Source organism: Citrobacter sp. Marseille-Q3906 (genome assembly GCF_916618775.1).
GTDB lineage: Bacteria > Pseudomonadota > Gammaproteobacteria > Enterobacterales > Enterobacteriaceae > Citrobacter > Citrobacter murliniae.
Map to the genome: position 1 here is coordinate 2,426,257 of NZ_CAKAKA010000002.1, position 18,962 is coordinate 2,445,218.

The following is an 18,962-nucleotide window of genomic DNA, read 5'->3' on the forward strand; positions in this document are numbered from 1 at the left end:
CCTTTAGTCAGCGACGCAGAATCTGAGCCAGACAGTCCACCACGCCTGCGGGATTATCCCGATGCGCGTTGTGTCCGGCGTTACGAATCACATGGTTCGGTACAGACATTTCCGTCGCCAAAGCGCGGAATTTATCGTCACGTTCACCACATAAATAATAAAACGGAAATGTGCGCGTAGTGAGTTGCGCACGTAAATCAGGTTGGACGGCAAGCGAGGTAGCCTCCAGCATTGCAGCCAACGTAACACCATTATTATGGCTGCGCAGCGCCACGAGCGCCTGTCGTTGTACAGGGCTTAACGAGGCGAAAACTGGCTGTTGATACCAGTCATTAAACACATCACGCAACGGTTCCCGGCGAAAACGTGCGGCCCAGCGGCCATCTGAGAGACGACGCTGAATCCGCTCATCTTCGCGTTGTAGCCCAGGATGTCCACCTTCAACAACCAATCCGCAAAGCCCCGGCATCCCCTGGCAGGCCGCCATCATCGCGACTCTGCCGCCAAGAGAATATCCCACCAACCAGTAGTTAAGTATGTTGTAACTAAATAAAGTATTACGCAGCAATTCACTGACGTCATCAAAGCCCCTCCCGCGAATGTCAGCAGAACCGCCGTGTCCTGGCAGATCGATGTACAATCGCGAGTAGTTTTGAAACGTCTCGCCGACCGTTTGCCATTCCTGACAATCACCTGAGAATCCGTGCAGGAAAACCAGCCAGGGATAACCCGCCTGGCCCTCATTCGCCTGCGCGTGCAGGATCATAGATGGCTCACCTGTGCCAGCAGTTGCTGCAGAGTTTGCGCCCCGTCAGTTTCATTCACTACCAGCTCAATCACCGTTGCAGCAGGGGTTCGCCAGGCATTCGCCAGCGCGCTTTCCAGTTGCTCCCAGCTTTCCGGTCGGTGATATTTCAGGTTGAACATGGCTGCCGCGTGATCAAAGTGGACGTTCTGCGGCATCAGATAGAAGCGTTCGCGTTCGCTTTGTGGCGTTGGCAGTAGTGAGAAAATCTGACCACCGTTATTATTCACCACAATCAATACGAACGGAGCAGAGACCTTGCGTAATAACGCCAGTGCATTCAGGTCATACAGCGCGGATAAATCGCCGACAATAGCCAGCGTCGATTTCGCGCTGGCGCGTTGTACGCCCGCGGCTGTAGACAACAAACCGTCGATACCGCTCGCCCCACGATTGCTGTAAACCGGATAACCGACAGGAAGCTGCGACAGTGCGTCTATCAGACGCACCACCAGACTATTACCCACAAACAGCTGTCCCTGTTCAGGTAGATAATCCCGAATGCGGTGCGCCAGTTGTGCTTCTCCGAAGGTATCACGACGTGCCACCACCGCTTGCCAGGATTGTTCTGCGAGACGTGGAATCTCCACGCACCAGGGCTGACGCTTCTCAGCCGGATGCAGTTCCAGCCAGTCATTTATCTTCGCGACTAACCGGCGTCCACGATGATGAGCCGGATCCAGACGTCCTTCGATATTATCGACAATCCAGTATTCCTGCGGATCGCAACTGGCCTGCCACTGCAGCAGACGTTTCCCGGTCAGGCTACTGCCGAGCTGCACCACAATCTGCGCCTGCTGTAACTCAGCCACCGCTTTTGCATTACCCAGCCACAGATCGGCACATGGCAACGGTTGCCCGGTTTGCGACAATACATCGCCAATCAGCGGCCAGCCTAACGTCTGCGCCCAGAGTGCAACTTTCTTGCCCTCTTCCGCACTCATGCGACCGGCAATCACCACGCCACGTTTTTGTCGCCAGAAAAACCAGTCACGCTGCTTATCACTTTCCAGCCGACGTGATTCGCTCAGCCACGGTTTGTCATCCTGCCACCAGTCACCAAGGTGCTGTTGCCACTCAACGCCAGTTTCGTCCATATCGCCATACAGCGGTTCTGCAAACGGGCAATTTATGTGTACTGCGCCGCTATGCAGTGAGGCTAATGCGTTATCAATGGTGGAAACCAGCCAGCTTGCCGGAATATCCTGCGTTGGACGTGGTAAAGAGAGCGTATGCGATGGATGTGAGGCAAACATACCCGCCTGGCGAATCGCCTGATTCGCCCCGCAATCAATCAGTTCTGGCGGCCTGTCCGCCGTAAGTAAAATCAGTTTTTCACCGGTCAGACCCGCTTCGATCAGCGCCGGATACAAATTCGCCACTGCCGTGCCGGAGGTCACAATCACTGCAACAGGTTGTCTGCTGACCTTTGCCAGCCCTAAAGCCAGATGCCCAAGCCCACGCTCGTCAAAATGCGTATGGTGTATAAAAGCAGAGTTTTCCGCTGCAGCCAGAGTCAACGGCGTCGAACGTGAGCCAGGCGCAATGCAAACATGCCTGACGCCGTGGCGAGTGAGTGCTTCCAGAATGACCGCCGCCCAGCGTCGGTTAAATGCGCTTACTGACATGAGATTGTCCGGTATCAATATTGCGACACAGTATAAAGAATCGAATAAATGGATTTTTGATATGAGTCGGGAATATACACGAAATCATTATCCTTCCATCTGTAATAAAGTACGTAACCCTGCCGCTTTATTGTCTATTTCCTGCCATTCCTGCTCTGGATCTGAGCCACGCACGATCCCCGCCCCGGCATACAGGCGTACCACGTTTGCATTAATTTTCGCAGAACGTAACGATACGCAGAACTCGCTTTGGCGCAGAGAGAGGTATCCCGCAGATCCGGCATACCATTCGCGTTCAAAAGGTTCATGATGCTGGATAAACTCGCGCGCCAGCTCGCGCGGAATACCTGCCACGGCGGCCGTCGGCTGTAGCTGCATCAGGCAAAGCGCGTCATCTGGCTGATTCAATGCCGTCCAGATACAACGCCGCAAATGCTGCACTTTGCGTAATCTAAGCACCTGCGGGGGAAGCACGTCGAGCGTTTGCGTGCAGTTCTGTAACCGCTGGCAGATATCTTCCACCACCAGCATATTCTCACGCTGGTTTTTATCATCTTTCATTAGCCATTCGCCAAGCTGCCAGGCCCGGTGATCGTCAGGATGATTAGCGACAGTTCCGGCCAGCGCTTCGGTACGCAAAGCGGTGTCACGCCGCCGCCACAGGCGTTCGGGAGACGAACCAAGAAAAGCGCATTCGGCGGAGAATGCCATAAAGAAATGGTAGCAGTTGAGGTTTAAACGACGGCTTGAAGCCATTACCGCTGCGGCATGCACCGGATGAGAGAACTGTAAATCGGTGGCCCTCGCCAGCACCACTTTATCGAGATCTTCTCTGGCGATGGTTTGCGTGGCAAGTTCAATCAGGCGTGTCCAGCCAGCTTTATCAGGCCAGTGCTGTTCACCGGTCAAATTCAGGCGCAATGTGGGAAGTGGCTTAACACTGGCAAGTGCTGAGAGAAATGCGCCAGCACGCGCAGCATCTTCGCGCAGAGAAACATCACTATAAAGATGTAACCGTAAAGTCGCCATTCCTGCGCAGCGTCGCCACTCCAGACGGGGTAACAGTAAATTACCGCGTTGAGGCTCGAACGCATTCAATCCCCAGATCCGTAGTTCTGGATTATCTTCATGCTGGCGTAAAAACTGCTGGGCAGATTCGAGAGAAGAGAATGTGGCGGTAGCTCCCAGCACAGCAGCTTCTTCATCGCCGTTACGCTGCTGCCAGTAAAACTGCGGCCAGACGGGTTGGCTGGCCAGCCATCCTAAAGCGTCAAATGCATCGTTCAGCGGGAAAGGTATATCGTAAATACGAATTCCAGGTGCTGCTGGTATCTCTTGCGACAAATGGCGCATCAGACTTTCCAGCGCAGTAGTGATTGAATGCACGCGGACCTCTCCCTGTTAAAAACCTCTCATTATACGGGGTACTGAACAGAAAAAGCAGTACCCCCGTTTAGGGAGTACTTACTATTGCGAAGAGGGTGCTGAATTTATCGCCGTGCCAACAATAAACCCATCACTAAACCGACCGTTGCGCCGACGCCAATCCCACGCCAGGGCTTTTCATGTACATAGTCATCAGCCCGGCAAACTGCCTGCTTCGCGCGATAATAATAGCTGTCAGAGGCATGGCTTACGCGATTTCTCACATCCTCCAGCGCCTGCTCAGCGCGCGCTTTTAACTCAAGATACTTCTGGTCAGCAGGATCACCCGATGAACGCAGCACTTCTTCCAGCGTTTCACTGAGTAGTTCCAGGTCGTCGTCAATACGTGATTCATCAGAACGAAAAGACATTATATTCTCCCTTTCTATTTACGTATCCACTAACTATAGACAACAGTGGCTATTTACGCCTCACGCGCCATGCCTATGTGTGGGATACCATCTTCGTCATAGACATCCGTTACCGGCATAAAACCAAAGCGTGCGTAAAAGGATTGCAGATGTGCCTGTGCGCCGAGATATAACGCCTTGTGCGGCCAGTGCTGCGAGCACGATGCCAGCGTCTGCACCATCAGCTGTTGACCCAGTTTTTCACCACGTAACGCTTCGCTTACGATCACTCGACCAATCACTACCGGCTCCAGATCCTCGTCACTTTTCAGAATCCTCGCATACGCTACCAGTTGACCGTTATACCACCCCAGAATGTGACGGTTTTCACCCACCAGATCATCGCCGTCCACATCCTGATACGGACACTGTTGCTCAACGACAAATACCGCGCAGCGAAGCTGAAGAATGGCATACAGTTGCTGGACGTTCAGTTCTGTATGGTGGAGATCTTGCCAGTGAATCATTGTCTGCCCCTTTGTTGTGATAACCTGAACACCCTGCCTCAATGATGGCGAAAAGTGTAACGCAAAAGATGGAATTACTATTTTTAGGCACGTCTGCGGGTGTTCCCACTCGCTCACGCAATGTAACGGCAATACTACTGAATCTGCAACATCCCACGCAGGCGGGGCTATGGCTTTTCGATTGCGGCGAAGGGACGCAGCACCAGATGCTTAGTACACCGTTTAATCCGGGAAAGCTCGAGCGAATTTTTATCAGCCATCTGCATGGCGATCATCTCTTTGGCTTACCCGGGCTATTGTGTAGCCGTTCGATGGCCGGAAACGTTCAGCCACTGACACTCTACGGTCCGAAAGGATTACGGGAGTTTACCGAGACCGCATTACGCCTTAGCGGCTCCTGGACCGATTATCCGCTGGAGATTGTGGAAGTTACCGCGGGTGAAATTCTGGATGATGGCTTGCGGAAAGTTACTGCGTTCGCACTGGAACACCCTGTGGAGTGTTACGGCTATCGGGTCGAAGAACATGACAAACCCGGCGCGCTTGACGCTAAAGCACTAAAGGCTGCGGGTGTGAAACCGGGTCCCTGGTTTCAGGAACTGAAAGCCGGAAAGAGCATCGTGCTGGAAGATGGCCGCTCGATTAACGGTGCAGATTTTCTCGCGCCGGCAATACCGGGCAAATCTGTTGCTATTTTCGGCGATACCGCACCGTGTGCTACCGCCATCGAGCTGGCAAAAGGTGTGGATGCCATGATTCATGAAACCACGCTGGATTCGTCGATGGAGGAAAAAGCCAACAGCCGTGGACACAGCTCTACCCGACAAGCCGCTCAGTTGGCTCTGGAGGCCGGAGTGAGCCGTTTGATAATAACCCACGTCAGCTCACGCTACGATGAAAAAGGCTGCCAGCGTTTGCTCGAAGAGTGCAGGACCCTGTTTCCGGCGACCGAACTGGCTCACGATTTCGCCATTTTCACGGTTTAGTGCTCTATTTTTTCGCCTCAGTGCCGATAACAGAGAAAAGCTGGCTTTCACACTGAGGACAGGATGAACAATTTTCAAAAAGACATCGACGACAGGACAAACCTAACCCTGTCTAACCGCTTTGAACTGTTGCTGTTTCGTCTGGGCACATCACTGGATGAGCAGAAATCGGAGCTGTTTGGCATCAACGTATTCAAGCTGCGTGAAATCGTCCCGATGCCCACGTTTACGCGTCCGGCTGGCATGAAAGCCCCGCTGTTAGGTATGGTGAATATCCGTGATCAGGTGATCCCGGTAATTGACCTGCCAGCCGTTGCCGGATGTAAACCAGAAACCGGTCTTAATATCCTGTTGATTACTGAATACGCCCGCAGCGTGCAGGCATTTGCGGTGGAATCCGTGGAAAACATTATGCGCCTGGACTGGCAGCAGGTGCATACTGCGGAGAAAGCTGTTAACGGTCGCTATATCACCAGTATCGCCTGTCTGGACGACAATAAAGAGACCAACAACCTGGCGCTGGTACTCGACGTTGAACAAATCCTGTATGACATCGTGCCGTCAAATCACGATCTGCGTGCCACCAATCTTAAAACCAGTAAGTTCAATATCACACCGGGTGCGGTAGCGATTGTTGCAGAAGACTCAAAAGTCGCCCGCGCGATGCTGGAGAAAGGGCTTAATGCCATGGAAATCCCCCATCTGATGCATGTGACGGGCAAAGACGCGTGGGAAAAAATACAGCAACTGTCTCAGGAGGCCCTGGCGGAAGGTAAACCCATCAGCGAGAAAATCGCCCTGGTGCTCACCGATCTGGAAATGCCGGAGATGGACGGTTTTACACTCACCCGCAAGATTAAAACCGATGAGCGTCTGAAAAAGATCCCGGTAGTGATCCACTCTTCACTCTCCGGTAGTGCAAATGAAGATCACGTTCGCAGAGTAAAGGCAGATGGCTACGTGGCAAAATTTGAGATTAACGAGCTGTCTTCTGTGATTCAGGAAGTGATGGAGCGCGCGGCGAAAGACGTCAGCGGACCGCTGGTAAGTCGTCAGCTTTCAGCCTGATATTTGCTGCATAAAAAAACCCGCCGAGGCGGGTTTTTTCGTTTCAACTTTTCGCTTACATCAGCGGTGCTGCCAACTGCACGATGCTGATCAACGGTTGCGGGTAGACACCGAGGATCAGAACCAGCAGAGCAGAGATCAGTACCACGATACCACCAGCACTGTACTGCCAGTTAGACGGTGCATCACGGTTAAGCTGCTGCGGTGCGCTCAGGTACAGGCTCACGGCAACACGCAGGTAGTAGTACAAACCAATCGCGGACCCGACGACTACTGCGGCAACCAACCACCACAGGTTGGCCTGCACACCAACTGCCAGTACGTAGAATTTACCGATAAAGCCCAGCGTCATCGGGATCCCCGCCAGAGACAACATCATCACCGTCATCACTGCCGCAAGGATCGGACGATGCCAGAACAACCCACGGTAGGAGAACAGAGAATCGGCATCCGGGCCGCGGTACGGGCTGGACATCAGGCTGACCACACCAAACGCACCCAGGCTGCTGAACAGATAACCAGCCAGGTAAACGCCGACCGCTTCCATCGACATCTCACCGCTTTGCAGAGCAATCAGCGCCACCAGCAGATAACCGAGGTGAGAGATAGAAGAATAACCCAGCAGACGTTTGATGTTGGTCTGGCTCAGCGCCATCAGGTTACCGAAGATAATGGAAGCAAAGGCGATGACACCCAGCACGATACGTACCGCTTCGCTGTCACCCACCGGCGCGTACAGGAACAAACGCATTACCACGCCGAAGATAGCGATTTTGCTCGCCGTCGCCAGGAAGGTGGATACCGGAGCAGGAGCGCCCTGGTATACGTCTGGCGTCCACAGATGGAACGGCACCAGCGAGAGTTTAAAGCCCAGACCAACGATCATCAGACCAAAACCGGCCAGCAGCAGCGGTTCGTTCAGCATACCATCGCCGAGGCTCTTACCGAGCGCAACAAACGACAGGTTGCCTGACTGCGCGTACACCAACGCCATACCAAACAGCAGGAATGAAGAGGCTGCGGCAGACAGGATGGTGTATTTGATACTGGCTTCCAGCGAACGCTTCTGACGGAACGCATAGCCAACCAGACCAAACAGCGGCAGAGAGATCAGTTCGATACCGAGGAACAGCGCCGCCAGATGGTTGGCGTTCGCCAGCAGAATGCCACCCAGCGCGGCGATCAACACCAGCAGGTAGAACTCTTCCCGGTTATCGTCATAGCCTTCCAGCCACGGGTAGGCAAAGGTACAGGTGGCAAGGCTCGCCAGCAGCACCAGCCCGGTGTAGAGCATAGCGAAACCGTCAACCCGCATCAGCGGGGTGACATCCATTGCGCCCGCCTGGCCAACAAACCAGAGCGAAACCAGCGCGGCGTTAAGCCCAATGACCGACAGCGTGGCATTGAGGAAGTGATTGCGTCGCCACGCAATGGAGAGCATCACAACCACCACCGTCAAGCCGACGATCAGCAGCGGTAGCAGCGCAATCAGGTGTTGTGGAGTTATTGTCATGGCGATTTACGGCCTTGTAGTAGTAACGGAATTAACAAACCACTGCTGGATGTTGCTCATCGCAGAATGCGAGGTATCCAGAATCGGCTGCGGATAGAAGCCAAGCAGTACCAGAAGCACGACCAGCAACAGGATGATAAACAGCTCACGCAGCGACATCCCTGGCAGTTCAACACTGGCAATCTGGCTTTTCGCCTTACCGAAGTAAGCGCGATGCAGCATCGCCAGCGAGTAAACAGAGGCAAATACCAGACCAAAGGTCGAGATCACCGTAATGACCGGAACCACCTGGTAGCTGCCGAACAGAATCATGAATTCGCCAACGAAGTTACCGGTGCCTGGCATACCCAGCGTACATACCGCGAAGAACATCGACAGCGCTGGCAGCCATTTCATTTTGCCCCACAGACCGCCCATCATACGCATATCACGCGTATGCAGACGTTCGTACAACTGACCACACAGAATGAACAGACCGGCTGCGGACAGGCCGTGAGCGATCATCTGGATCACCGCGCCCTGGTAAGCCAGTTGGCTGCCGGTGTAGATAGCAATCAGCACGAAGCCCATGTGCGATACAGAGGTGTAGGCAATCAGACGTTTGATGTCGTACTGATTAAAGGCCATCCACGCGCCGTAGAAAATACCGATAACGCCCAGCCACATGGCGATAGGTGCGAACTCCGCCGACGCGTTCGGGAACAGCGGCAGGGAGAAACGCAGCAGACCGTATGCCGCGGTTTTCAGCAAAATCCCCGCCAGGTCAACGGAACCTGCGGTCGGTGCCTGGGAGTGCGCGTCCGGCAACCAGCCGTGCAGCGGAACCACCGGCATTTTCACCGCGAAGGCGATGAAGAAGCCCAGCATCAGCAGATATTCCACGCCGTGGGACATCGGGGTATTCAGCAACTCTTCATAGTTGAAGGTCCAGACACCGGTTGCTTTGTAGTGCACAAATACCAGAGCCAGGATGGCGATCAACATGACCAGGCCACTCGCCTGGGTATAGATGAAGAACTTAGTGGCCGCCGTGATACGCGTTTTACCGTCAGAAGCTTTATGCCCCCACAGCGCGATCAGGAAGTACATCGGCACCAGCATCATTTCCCAGAAGAAGAAGAATAGGAACATGTCGATGGCAAGGAACACGCCAATTACGCCGCCGAGGATCCACATCAGGTTCAGGTGGAAAAAGCCCTGGTATTTTTCGATTTCATTCCAGGAACATAGTACCGCCAGAACGCCGAGCAGACCGGTCAGCACTACCATCAGCAGCGACAGACCGTCGATAGCCAGATGAATAGAGATGCCAAAGCGCGGGATCCACGGCACGACGAACTCAGACTGCCACTGCGGAATGCCAGCAGATTGCGTCAGTGAATAGCCGCCCTGCAACCACAGTTGCAGGCCAAGCGCCAGCGTCAATCCCATGGTAACCAGCGCGATCCAGCGCGGCACCTTCACGCCAAAGCGTTCGGTCTGCCAGCACAGGAAGCCACCGATAAAGGGAATTAATATTAGCCAGGGTAGTAACATGGCGATCTTTATTCCTTGTTAAAGTCCCAACAGGACCTGATTTTCAACGAATTCTCACGACAGAAAATTCACTTCGGATTGCGGTTTTAACGCCACCGGGCAAAACAACCGCAATCCTCAAACTCAACGCAGTACCATCAACAGTGCCAGCACGACAACCGCGCCAATGCTCATGGATGCAACATACCAGCGCAAATAGCCATTTTCGCTCAACAGCAGGCCTTTACCTGCGAAGCGAGACAGGATCGCCGGAATGTTCATCATCGAGTTCATTGGATCGCGTTTCAGCAACCAGGCTATGCCCAGGAACGGCTTGACGAATACTTTGTCATACAGCCAGTCAAAGCCCCAGGCGTTATACCACCAGGTTCCCAGCAGGCGACCCGGCGCACTGTTGGCAATTGAGGTCACCAGAGTACGTTTACCCAACCACAGCCAGGCTGCAATCAGGATGCCCGCAATCGCTACGATGCCGGAGGTAATTTCCAGCGTCATCACGCGACCATGCTCAAGCTCAGTTGTTGCCGGGAGCACGCCATGCAGCGGAGGCACAATCAACGCACCAACGAAGGTGGACAGGATCATAAGTACAATCAGCGGCAGGTGGTGGGTAATCCCCTTCCCTGCGTGAGCGTGAATTTGTTCTTTCCCGTGGAACACGATGAAAATCATACGGAAGGTGTACAGAGAGGTCATAAACGCGCCGACCAGACCTGCAACCATCAGATTGATATGACCGTTCGCCATCGCACCGGCAAGAATCTCATCCTTACTGAAGAAGCCCGCGGTAATCAGCGGCAGAGCCGACAGCGCTGCGCCACCGACCAGGAAGCAGAGATACACCAGCGGAATAGACTTACGCAGGCCGCCCATCTTGAAGATGTTCTGTTCGTGGTGGCAGGCAAGGATAACCGAGCCGGATGCCAGGAACAGCAGTGCTTTAAAGAAGGCGTGCGTCATCAGATGGAAAATCGCCGCATCCCACGCCTGAACACCAAGCGCCAGGAACATGTAGCCAATCTGGCTCATGGTGGAATAGGCGAGAACGCGTTTGATGTCGGTCTGCACCAGCGCCGCGAAACCTGCCAGCACCAGCGTAATAGCTCCGATAATCCCAACCAGGTGCAGGATTTCCGGCGTCATCAGGAACAGGCCGTGGGTACGCGCAATCAGGTAAACACCCGCGGTAACCATCGTTGCGGCGTGGATCAACGCGGAAACAGGCGTCGGGCCAGCCATCGCGTCAGCAAGCCAGGTCTGCAACGGCAACTGCGCCGATTTACCGACCGCACCGCCCAGCAGCATCAGCGTTGCCCACATCAGCATGTTATTGCCATCTGCAAAGTGCGCAGGCGCCAGTTCAACCATTTCGCGGAAGTTCAGCGTGCCCAGCTCGTTGTAGAGGATGAACAGCGCGAACGCCAGGAACACGTCACCGACACGGGTCACCACGAAGGCTTTCATTGCCGCAGCGCCATTCTTCGGATCGGTGTAGTAGAAACCGATCAGCAGATAGGAGCACAGGCCCACGCCTTCCCAACCGAGGTACATCAACAACAGGTTATCAGCCAGTACCAGAACAACCATACTGGCGATAAACAGGTTGGTGTAGGCGAAGAAACGAGAGTATCCCTCTTCACCGCGCATGTACCAGGAAGCAAACATGTGGATCAGGAAACCCACGCCGGTCACAACAGAAAGCATGGTCAGTGACAGGCCGTCCAGCACCAGGTTGAAACCGATGTTAAAGTTGCCAACAGACATCCACGTCCACAGCGGAACGCTAAATGCCTGTTTACCGTTGGCGAAGAAATCCACGCCAACAAACGCAGTCACCAGCGCTGCCAGGCCAATCGACCCAACCCCTACGGTAGCGGACAGATTTTCTGACCAACGACCACGAGAAAACGCCAGTAATACAAAGCCAATAAATGGCAGAAGAATGGTTAAGGCAAGCATGTTCATCCACGCATCTCACTTACTGAATCGATGTTCAGGTTCTGGCGACGGCGATGAAGTTGCAGTAGCAGCGCAAGTCCGATGCTCGCTTCAGCAGCCGCGAGACTGATGGCGAGGATATACATCACCTGACCATCGGTCTGGCCCCAGTAGCTACCCGCGACCACAAAGGCCAGCGCAGAAGCGTTAATCATGATTTCCAACCCGATCAGCATAAACAGCAGATTGCGGCGGATAACCAGACCGGTTAAGCCCAGCACGAATAAAATCGCAGCGAGGATCAATCCATGTTGTAAGGGGATCATGCGTGCTCCTCCGTTTTTCTTTTCGCGCGATCGTCGGTGCGGTTGCTCAGCACTTCACCCATACGCTCTTCGCGACCGACGTGGAAGGCCACAACCAGACCAGCCAACAGCAGCATCGAAGCCAACTCAACCGCCAGAACATAAGGTCCGAACAGGGAAATACCGACTGCTTTCGCGCTGATTGGCGTACCGTCGATGCCCTGATCATTAACACCCAGAATGGCGTAAACGATGACCACCAGCATGATGGCCGACAGAATTGCCGGACCAATCCATACTTGTGGTTTCAGCCACTGACGTTCCTGTTCAATTTCAGAACCGCCGAGGTTCAGCATCATTACCACGAACACGAACAGCACCATGATGGCGCCCGCATAAACGATAATTTCCAGCGCACCCGCAAAGTAAGCACCTAACGAGAAGAACACCCCAGAAATCGCCAGCAGCGAAATAATCAGATACAGCAGTGCGTGTACCGGATTGGTATGGGTGATCACCCGCAAGGTTGCGAGAATGGCTATCAGGCCACAGATATAAAAAGCGAACTCCATTGCCCCTCTCCTTACGGTAACAGGCTCTTGACGTCGATAGGCTTGGCTTCGTTCTCAGCTTCGCCTTTATCTTTGCCGTCGATTGCCATACCTGCCATCCGGTAGAAGTTATATTCCGGGTATTTGCCCGGACCGGAGATCAGCAGATCCTCTTTCTCGTAAACCAGGTCCTGGCGCTTGTACTCACCCAGTTCAAAGTCTGGGGTAAGCTGAATTGCCGTTGTCGGACAGGCTTCTTCGCACAGGCCACAGAAAATGCAGCGTGAGAAGTTAATGCGGAAAAACTCCGGATACCAGCGGCCATCTTTGGTCTCCGCTTTTTGCAGAGAGATACAACCTACCGGACAGGCTACCGCACACAGGTTACAGGCAACGCAACGTTCTTCACCGTCAGGATCGCGCGTCAGCACGATACGTCCGCGAAAACGGGGTGGTAGATAGACCGGCTCTTCCGGGTACATCTGCGTTTCGCGTTTCGCGAACGCATGCAGGCCGATCATCCAGATACTGCGTACCTGGGTGCCGAAGCCTACTAACAATTCTTTTAAGGTCATGGTCTTTGTGTCCCTTATTGCGCCTGCCAGAGAATGACAGCCGCCGTTACCAGCAAGTTGACGAGCGTCAGCGGCAGGCAGACTTTCCAGCCGAAGGACATTACCTGGTCATAACGAGGACGCGGTAACGACGCACGAATCAAAATGAACATCATCATGAAGAACGCGGTTTTCAGCGCGAACCAGACGAATGGCGGTAAGAACGGGCCATGCCAGCCACCGAAGAACAAGGTAACCATCAGCGCAGAAATGGTGACGATACCAATGTACTCACCCACAAAGAACAGACCGAATTTCATACCGGAGTATTCAATGTGGTAACCATCGGCCAGTTCCTGCTCGGCTTCCGGCTGGTCAAACGGATGACGGTGACACACCGCCACACCCGCGATGGCAAAGGTGACAAAACCAAAGAACTGCGGAATAACGTTCCAGATATCAGCCTGGTTATTGACGATGTCGGTCATATTGAATGAACCGGCTTGCGCCACCACGCCCATCAGGGAAAGTCCGAGAAACACTTCGTAACTGAGCGTCTGCGCAGAAGCACGCATCGCACCCAGCAGCGAGTATTTGTTGTTGCTTGACCAACCGGCGAACAGTACCGCGTAAACGGCCAGACCCGCCATCATCAGGAAGAACAGGATCCCGATGTTCAGATCAGCAACCACCCAGTTCGGGCTGACTGGCACAATTGCAAAAGCCAGCAACAGAGAGGTGAAGGCGATCATCGGTGCCAGAGTAAAGATGACGCGATCCGAGAATTTCGGGATCCAGTCTTCTTTAAAGAACATTTTGATCATGTCCGCGACCAGCTGGAGCGAACCGCCCCAGCCAACACGGTTCGGTCCGTAACGATTCTGGAACAGACCCAGCAGACGACGTTCACCAAAGCTCATGAATGCCCCGCAGGTGACCACCACCAGCAGGATCACTACCGCTTTGAGAATGCTCAGCAGGATCTCAATCAGATCGGGGGTAATCCAACTCATTGTTGTGCCTCCTGCAGATCCTCAAGACGCGCGCCTGCCAGTACCGGTGCGATGCCAGGCATACCCATCGGCAAACCAACCTGCCCTGCCGATAATCCTTCAGAGATTTCAACCGGCAGTGTCACCGTATTGCCATCGTAGCTAAAGGAAACTCGCGTACCGACATTTACGCCCAACTTCGCGGCATCCGCCGGGTTGAGTTTGATGTACGGCTGCGGCATGCGCGTCTGGAAGACCGGTGCGCGCTGGGACATTTCGTCGCTGCCAAACAGATGATAGTAAGGTGCAATACGCCACTGACCATCCTGCGCCTGGAAGCTCGCCGGAACGGTAGTGAAGTAGTCCAGACCGCCTTCTGACGCTTCAATCAGACGCACACCCGGATCGCCATGACGCAGTTTACCGCCCACTTCATCCTGGAACTTGTTCCACGCTTGCGGGGAGTTCCAGCCTGGAGCCCAGGCAAACGGAATCTGTGAACGCGGCGCATCCGGCTGGTTGTTCCCTTCCATTGAGAAAGCGAACATGGTGTCTTTATCCTGCGGCTGACGCGGTTCGTGTACGCTGATGTTGGCGCGCATTGCGGTACGACCGCTGTAACGGTGCGGCTCACGTGCCAGTTTCTGTCCACGGATGCGGAAGCTCGCGTCCGGCGCAGCATCTTTGATGCCTGCCAGCTGCGGCAGTGCGGCAACGGCAGCGTCAATAACGTGATCGAGTTGCGTCCAGTCCACTTCGCGGTTTTGCACAGTGCTGTGCAACGAATGCAGCCAACGCCAGCTCTCCAGCATAATCGTTTTGCTGTCGTAGTAGGACGGGTCATACACCTGGAAGAAGCGCTGTGCGCGACCTTCGTTGTTGATGACCGTACCATCGCTCTCAGCAAAGCTTGCGGCAGAAAGCACCAGGTGAGCATTTTCCATGATCGCCGTACGTTGATGGTCAACAACCATCACCAGAGGCGCTTTCGCCAGTGCGGCGTTAACGCGAGTCGCACTTGCATGACGATGCAGGTCGTTTTCCAGCACCACCACCGCGTCAGCACGACCGGTTTCCAGCTCAGTCAGCGCATCCTCAAGAGATCCGCCGCCAATCATGCCCAGACCCATACTGTTCACGGAGCGAGCAATCATGGTAATGCCTACGTCAGCGCCGCGACCTTTCAGCGCCTTCGCCACGTTAGCCGCCGCCTGAATCACTTCTGCGCTACCGGCGTTAGTACCGGAGATAATCAGCGGTTTCTTAGCACCAGCCAGAGCCTGAACGATGACGTCGATTTTGTTCTGCAGGTCACGGTCGATGCCCTCAACCGCTGGCGCGTTGTTGTCCAACGCATGAGCGATAGCAAAACCTAACCGCGCCTGATCTTCAACCGGCGCACGGTAAGTCCATGCTGCGATATCATCCAGACGAGTGCTGTCAACGTTGGTCACGAACAGCGGATGCTTGGCTCGCTGACCGATATTAAGGATTGCCGCAATCTGCCAGTCAGCGACTTTTTGCGCCGCAGCCATCTCACGTGCTTTGCCTTTCACAGCCTGACGAACTGCCAGCGCAACACGCGCGCCGGTCTGGGTAACATCTTCGCCCAGTACCAGTACCGCATCATACGATTCGATATCGCGCAGTGCAGGCGTATGAATACCACCGTCACGCAGCACGCTCAGTGCCAGTTGCAGACGTTCCAGTTCGCCCTGAGCAATACCGGTATAAAAGTTTTCCGCACCCACCAGTTCACGCAGCGCGAAGTTGCTCTCGACGCTGGCTCGTGGGGAACCGATGCCGATGACTTTCTTCGACTGACGCAGAATATCTGCCGCGCCCTGCATCGCCTGCTCGGCATTAAGGGTAATCAGATCATCGCCGCGACGCTGTACCGGCTGACGCGGACGGTCTTTCAGGTTCACGTAACCATAGCCAAAACGACCACGGTCGCAGAGGAAGTAGTGGTTAACGGTACCGTTGTAGCGGTTTTCGATTCTACGCAGTTCACCGTAGCGCTCACCCGGGCTGGTGTTACAGCCAATGGAGCATTGCTGGCAGATGCTTGGCGCAAACTGCATGTCCCATTTACGGTTATAACGCTCGGAGTGCGTTTTATCAGTGAATACGCCGGTCGGGCAGATCTCTACCAGGTTGCCGGAGAATTCGCTTTCAAGCGTACCGTCTTCCGGGCGACCGAAGTAGACGTTGTCATGTGCGCCATATACGCCCAGATCCGCGCCATCTGCATAATCTTTGTAGTAGCGTACGCAGCGGTAGCAGGCAATGCAGCGGTTCATTTCGTGAGAGATGAATGGCCCCAGATCCTGGTTGCGGTGAGTACGCTTAGTGAAGCGGTAGCGACGGAAGCTATGACCTGTCATTACAGTCATATCCTGAAGGTGGCAGTTCCCCCCCTCTTCGCAGACCGGACAGTCATGTGGGTGGTTAGTCATCAACCATTCCACCACGCTCTCACGGAACTGTTTCGCTTCTTCGTCGTCAATAGAAATAAAGGTGCCTTCGGTGGCCGGTGTCATACAAGACATCACCAGGCGACCACGCGTGTCTTCCGCGTTTTGGTATTGCTTCACCGCACACTGGCGGCAAGCACCGACGCTTCCCAGCGCCGGGTGCCAGCAAAAGTACGGAATATCAAGGCCGAGAGACAGACAAGCTTCCAGCAGGTTGTCCGCTCCGTTGACCTCATATTCTTTGCCGTCTACATGAATCGTAGCCATAGTCAGCATGCTTCCAGTTGGCCTAAATAACCTTCATCCTTCACACTCTGGCTGTATTGGCTGCCATCGCTCCCCCAGTCATTTAGTTCACTAAACTCCTGGGACTCGCTCTGTTGCTGCCTTGCCACAGCGCGAAGGTCTCGGTTATTTTTTAGGCATTAATCGAAATTTTTTCTCAGGTATCGCAAAACGCCAATACCGCTATTACCAGCGCTCTTTAAGCAGGTTCGGCTGAATACCACCAATTGCATGGGTATTGCTGAAGGTCTGCTTAATGCCAGCTTCGAATTCTTCGCGGAAATATTTAATGGCGCTCTGCAGCGGTTCGACCGCACCCGGTGCGTGTGCACAGAAGGTTTTACCCGGACCGAGGAAACGACACAGTTGCTCAAGTGTCTCGATATCCCCAGGCTGGCCTTCACCACGCTCCAGCGCACGCAGAATTTTCACACTCCACGGCAGACCGTCACGACACGGCGTACACCAGCCGCAGGATTCACGGGCAAAGAACTCTTCCAGGTTACGCACCAGCGGTACCATGCCAATCTCGTGATCGACAGCCATTGCCAGCGCGGTACCCAGACGACTCCCCGCTTTACCGATACTTTCGAATTCCATCGGCAGGTCAAGGTGTGCTTCGGTCAGGAAGTCGGTTCCCGCGCCGCCCGGCTGCCAGGCTTTAAACTTCAGGCCATCACGCATGCCGCCAGCGTAGTCTTCAAGGATTTCTCGCGCGGTGGTGCCGAAGGGCAGTTCCCACAGTCCCGGGTTTTTCACGCGACCGGAGAACCCCATCAGCTTGGTGCCAGCGTCTTTGCTCTTCGAAATGTTCTGGTACCACTCCACGCCGTTGGCGAGAATTGCCGGCACGTTACATAAGGTTTCGACGTTGTTAACGCAGGTCGGCTTACCCCATGCGCCAGAGCTTGCCGGGAACGGCGGCTTCGAGCGCGGATTAGCACGGCGACCTTCGAGGGAGTTAATCAGTGCGGTTTCTTCACCACAGATGTAACGCCCTGCCCCGGTATGCACGAACAGTTCGAAGTCGAATCCGGTGCCCATGATGTTCTTGCCAAGCAGACCCGCTTCGGTTGCTTCGGCAATCGCACGGCGCAGATGCACAGCCGCTTCAATATATTCACCGCGCAGGAAGATGTAACCACGGTACGCTTTCAGCGCAAACGCAGAGATCAACATACCTTCCACCAACAGGTGCGGCAGTTGTTCCATCAGCAAACGGTCTTTATAGGTACCCGGCTCCATTTCATCCGCGTTACACAGCAGGTAACGGATGTTCATGGATTCGTCTTTCGGCATCAGACTCCACTTAAGACCTGTGGAAAAGCCCGCGCCGCCGCGTCCTTTCAGGCCAGCGTCTTTTACCTGGTTGACGATTTCATCCGGTGACAGCCCTGTCAGGGCTTTACGCGCACCTTCGTAGCCGTTTTTGCTACGGTATTCGTCCAGCCATACTGGCTGTTTGTCATCACGCAGACGCCAGGTCAGCGGATGTGTTTCGGGAGTACGGATAATGTCTTTCATTTATACCGCTCCAGCAGTTCGGGGATGCCTTCCGGGGTCAAGTGAGCGTGAGTGTCCTCATCGATCATCATGTTTGGCCCTTTATCGCAGTTCCCCAGGCAACAGGTTGGCAGCAGCGTAAAGCGACCGTCAAAGGTCGTCTGCCCCGGCTTGATGTTGAGTTTTTTCTCAAGCGCGGCCTGGATCCCCTGATAGCCGTTGATATGGCACACCACGCTGTCGCAATAGCGGATCACATGGCGGCCAACTGGCTGGCGGAAGATCTGGCTGTAGAATGTCGCAACACCTTCAACGTCGCTTGCCGGGATACCCAGCACGTCAGCGATCGCATAGATCGCCCCATCCGGCACCCAGCCACGCTGCTTCTGAACAATTTTCAGCGCTTCAATGGACGCCGCACGCGGGTCTTCGTAGTGGTGCTTCTCGTGCTCAATCGCTTCACGCTCAGCCGCACTCAGCTCAAAAGCCTCGGTTTGTGGTTGTTGATTCTCGTGCATA

The 18,962-nt window shown here is 54.4% G+C and carries 17 protein-coding genes; 2 read left to right on the forward strand and 15 right to left on the reverse strand.

The window, feature by feature from the left end; genetic code table 11:
• Positions 1-7: 7 nt before the first annotated feature.
• The 5 genes from menH to LG384_RS15850 form a co-directional block, all read right to left on the reverse strand.
• Complete coding sequence (gene menH / locus LG384_RS15830) at positions 8-766, reverse strand: 2-succinyl-6-hydroxy-2,4-cyclohexadiene-1-carboxylate synthase (RefSeq protein WP_225761215.1); 759 nt, start codon at positions 764-766, stop codon at positions 8-10.
• Positions 763-2,433, reverse strand: a complete 1,671-nt coding sequence (gene menD, locus LG384_RS15835; protein ID WP_225761216.1) for a 2-succinyl-5-enolpyruvyl-6-hydroxy-3-cyclohexene-1-carboxylic-acid synthase — start codon at positions 2,431-2,433, stop codon at positions 763-765. Before menD ends, menH begins: the two co-directional genes overlap by 4 nt.
• Positions 2,434-2,520: 87 nt before the next feature.
• Entirely contained in the window at positions 2,521-3,819 is a 1,299-nt protein-coding gene (menF, locus tag LG384_RS15840; RefSeq protein WP_200010205.1) for an isochorismate synthase MenF, read from the reverse strand.
• A 104-nt stretch (positions 3,820-3,923) separates the two neighbouring features.
• On the reverse strand, positions 3,924-4,229 hold the full coding sequence (gene elaB, locus LG384_RS15845; RefSeq protein ID WP_045445550.1) for a stress response protein ElaB: 306 nt from the start codon (positions 4,227-4,229) through the stop codon (positions 3,924-3,926).
• A gap of 53 nt (positions 4,230-4,282) precedes the next feature.
• Positions 4,283-4,735: a GNAT family N-acetyltransferase gene (locus tag LG384_RS15850; RefSeq protein ID WP_225761217.1), complete on the reverse strand. Its 453-nt coding sequence runs from the start codon at positions 4,733-4,735 to the stop codon at positions 4,283-4,285.
• A gap of 68 nt (positions 4,736-4,803) precedes the next feature.
• Between LG384_RS15850 and rbn the strand changes: the two genes are divergently transcribed.
• Together rbn and LG384_RS15860 are read left to right on the forward strand one after the other, a co-directional pair.
• On the forward strand, positions 4,804-5,721 hold the full coding sequence (rbn, locus tag LG384_RS15855) for a ribonuclease BN (protein ID WP_225761218.1): 918 nt from the start codon (positions 4,804-4,806) through the stop codon (positions 5,719-5,721).
• A 63-nt stretch (positions 5,722-5,784) separates the two neighbouring features.
• On the forward strand, positions 5,785-6,789 hold the full coding sequence (locus tag LG384_RS15860; RefSeq protein ID WP_045445556.1) for a chemotaxis protein: 1,005 nt from the start codon (positions 5,785-5,787) through the stop codon (positions 6,787-6,789).
• 55 nt (positions 6,790-6,844) lie between these two features.
• Here the strand turns inward: LG384_RS15860 and nuoN are convergent, their stop codons facing one another.
• The 10 genes from nuoN to nuoE form a co-directional block, all read right to left on the reverse strand.
• Positions 6,845-8,302: an NADH-quinone oxidoreductase subunit NuoN gene (nuoN, locus tag LG384_RS15865; protein ID WP_045445559.1), complete on the reverse strand. Its 1,458-nt coding sequence runs from the start codon at positions 8,300-8,302 to the stop codon at positions 6,845-6,847.
• 6 nt (positions 8,303-8,308) lie between these two features.
• A complete protein-coding gene (gene nuoM, locus LG384_RS15870; protein ID WP_045445562.1) occupies positions 8,309-9,838 on the reverse strand; it encodes an NADH-quinone oxidoreductase subunit M in 1,530 nt (509 codons plus the stop codon).
• 123 nt (positions 9,839-9,961) lie between these two features.
• Positions 9,962-11,803, reverse strand: a complete 1,842-nt coding sequence (gene nuoL, locus LG384_RS15875) for an NADH-quinone oxidoreductase subunit L (RefSeq protein WP_045445564.1) — start codon at positions 11,801-11,803, stop codon at positions 9,962-9,964.
• Positions 11,800-12,102 carry an NADH-quinone oxidoreductase subunit NuoK gene (gene nuoK, locus LG384_RS15880; protein ID WP_000612644.1) on the reverse strand — a complete coding sequence of 101 codons (303 nt, stop codon included), beginning with the start codon at positions 12,100-12,102 and terminating at the stop codon, positions 11,800-11,802. Before nuoK ends, nuoL begins: the two co-directional genes overlap by 4 nt.
• Complete coding sequence (gene nuoJ / locus LG384_RS15885; protein WP_045445570.1) at positions 12,099-12,653, reverse strand: NADH-quinone oxidoreductase subunit J; 555 nt, start codon at positions 12,651-12,653, stop codon at positions 12,099-12,101. Before nuoJ ends, nuoK begins: the two co-directional genes overlap by 4 nt.
• 11 nt (positions 12,654-12,664) lie before the next feature.
• Entirely contained in the window at positions 12,665-13,207 is a 543-nt protein-coding gene (gene nuoI / locus LG384_RS15890) for an NADH-quinone oxidoreductase subunit NuoI (RefSeq protein ID WP_005129470.1), read from the reverse strand.
• Between the two features lie 14 nt (positions 13,208-13,221).
• Positions 13,222-14,199, reverse strand: coding sequence for an NADH-quinone oxidoreductase subunit NuoH (gene nuoH, locus LG384_RS15895; protein WP_003028063.1), 978 nt, complete (start codon positions 14,197-14,199; stop codon positions 13,222-13,224).
• Complete coding sequence (nuoG, locus tag LG384_RS15900; RefSeq protein WP_045449731.1) at positions 14,196-16,922, reverse strand: NADH-quinone oxidoreductase subunit NuoG; 2,727 nt, start codon at positions 16,920-16,922, stop codon at positions 14,196-14,198. Before nuoG ends, nuoH begins: the two co-directional genes overlap by 4 nt.
• Before the next feature lie 204 nt (positions 16,923-17,126).
• Complete coding sequence (nuoF, locus tag LG384_RS15905; protein WP_003839356.1) at positions 17,127-18,464, reverse strand: NADH-quinone oxidoreductase subunit NuoF; 1,338 nt, start codon at positions 18,462-18,464, stop codon at positions 17,127-17,129.
• Positions 18,461-18,961, reverse strand: a complete 501-nt coding sequence (gene nuoE / locus LG384_RS15910) for an NADH-quinone oxidoreductase subunit NuoE (RefSeq protein ID WP_003028069.1) — start codon at positions 18,959-18,961, stop codon at positions 18,461-18,463. The genes nuoF and nuoE overlap by 4 nt, the downstream gene beginning before the upstream one ends.
• Between the last annotated feature and the right edge of the window lies 1 nt (position 18,962).

Bases quoted from the DNA above. Each gene is read 5' to 3' on its own strand.
- nuoN (WP_045445559.1), bottom strand. From the start codon at position 8,302: ATGACAATAACTCCACAACACCTGATTGCGCTGCTACCGCTGCTGATC.
- LG384_RS15860 (WP_045445556.1), top strand. From the start codon at position 5,785: ATGAACAATTTTCAAAAAGACATCGACGACAGGACAAACCTAACCCTG.
- nuoF (WP_003839356.1), bottom strand. From the start codon at position 18,464: ATGAAAGACATTATCCGTACTCCCGAAACACATCCGCTGACCTGGCGT.
- LG384_RS15850 (WP_225761217.1), bottom strand. From the start codon at position 4,735: ATGATTCACTGGCAAGATCTCCACCATACAGAACTGAACGTCCAGCAA.
- nuoG (WP_045449731.1), bottom strand. From the start codon at position 16,922: ATGGCTACGATTCATGTAGACGGCAAAGAATATGAGGTCAACGGAGCG.
- nuoL (WP_045445564.1), bottom strand. From the start codon at position 11,803: ATGAACATGCTTGCCTTAACCATTCTTCTGCCATTTATTGGCTTTGTA.
- nuoK (WP_000612644.1), bottom strand. From the start codon at position 12,102: ATGATCCCCTTACAACATGGATTGATCCTCGCTGCGATTTTATTCGTG.
- nuoE (WP_003028069.1), bottom strand. From the start codon at position 18,961: ATGCACGAGAATCAACAACCACAAACCGAGGCTTTTGAGCTGAGTGCG.
- nuoJ (WP_045445570.1), bottom strand. From the start codon at position 12,653: ATGGAGTTCGCTTTTTATATCTGTGGCCTGATAGCCATTCTCGCAACC.
- elaB (WP_045445550.1), bottom strand. From the start codon at position 4,229: ATGTCTTTTCGTTCTGATGAATCACGTATTGACGACGACCTGGAACTA.
- nuoH (WP_003028063.1), bottom strand. From the start codon at position 14,199: ATGAGTTGGATTACCCCCGATCTGATTGAGATCCTGCTGAGCATTCTC.
- menD (WP_225761216.1), bottom strand. From the start codon at position 2,433: ATGTCAGTAAGCGCATTTAACCGACGCTGGGCGGCGGTCATTCTGGAA.
- rbn (WP_225761218.1), top strand. From the start codon at position 4,804: ATGGAATTACTATTTTTAGGCACGTCTGCGGGTGTTCCCACTCGCTCA.
- menH (WP_225761215.1), bottom strand. From the start codon at position 766: ATGATCCTGCACGCGCAGGCGAATGAGGGCCAGGCGGGTTATCCCTGG.
- nuoI (WP_005129470.1), bottom strand. From the start codon at position 13,207: ATGACCTTAAAAGAATTGTTAGTAGGCTTCGGCACCCAGGTACGCAGT.
- nuoM (WP_045445562.1), bottom strand. From the start codon at position 9,838: ATGTTACTACCCTGGCTAATATTAATTCCCTTTATCGGTGGCTTCCTG.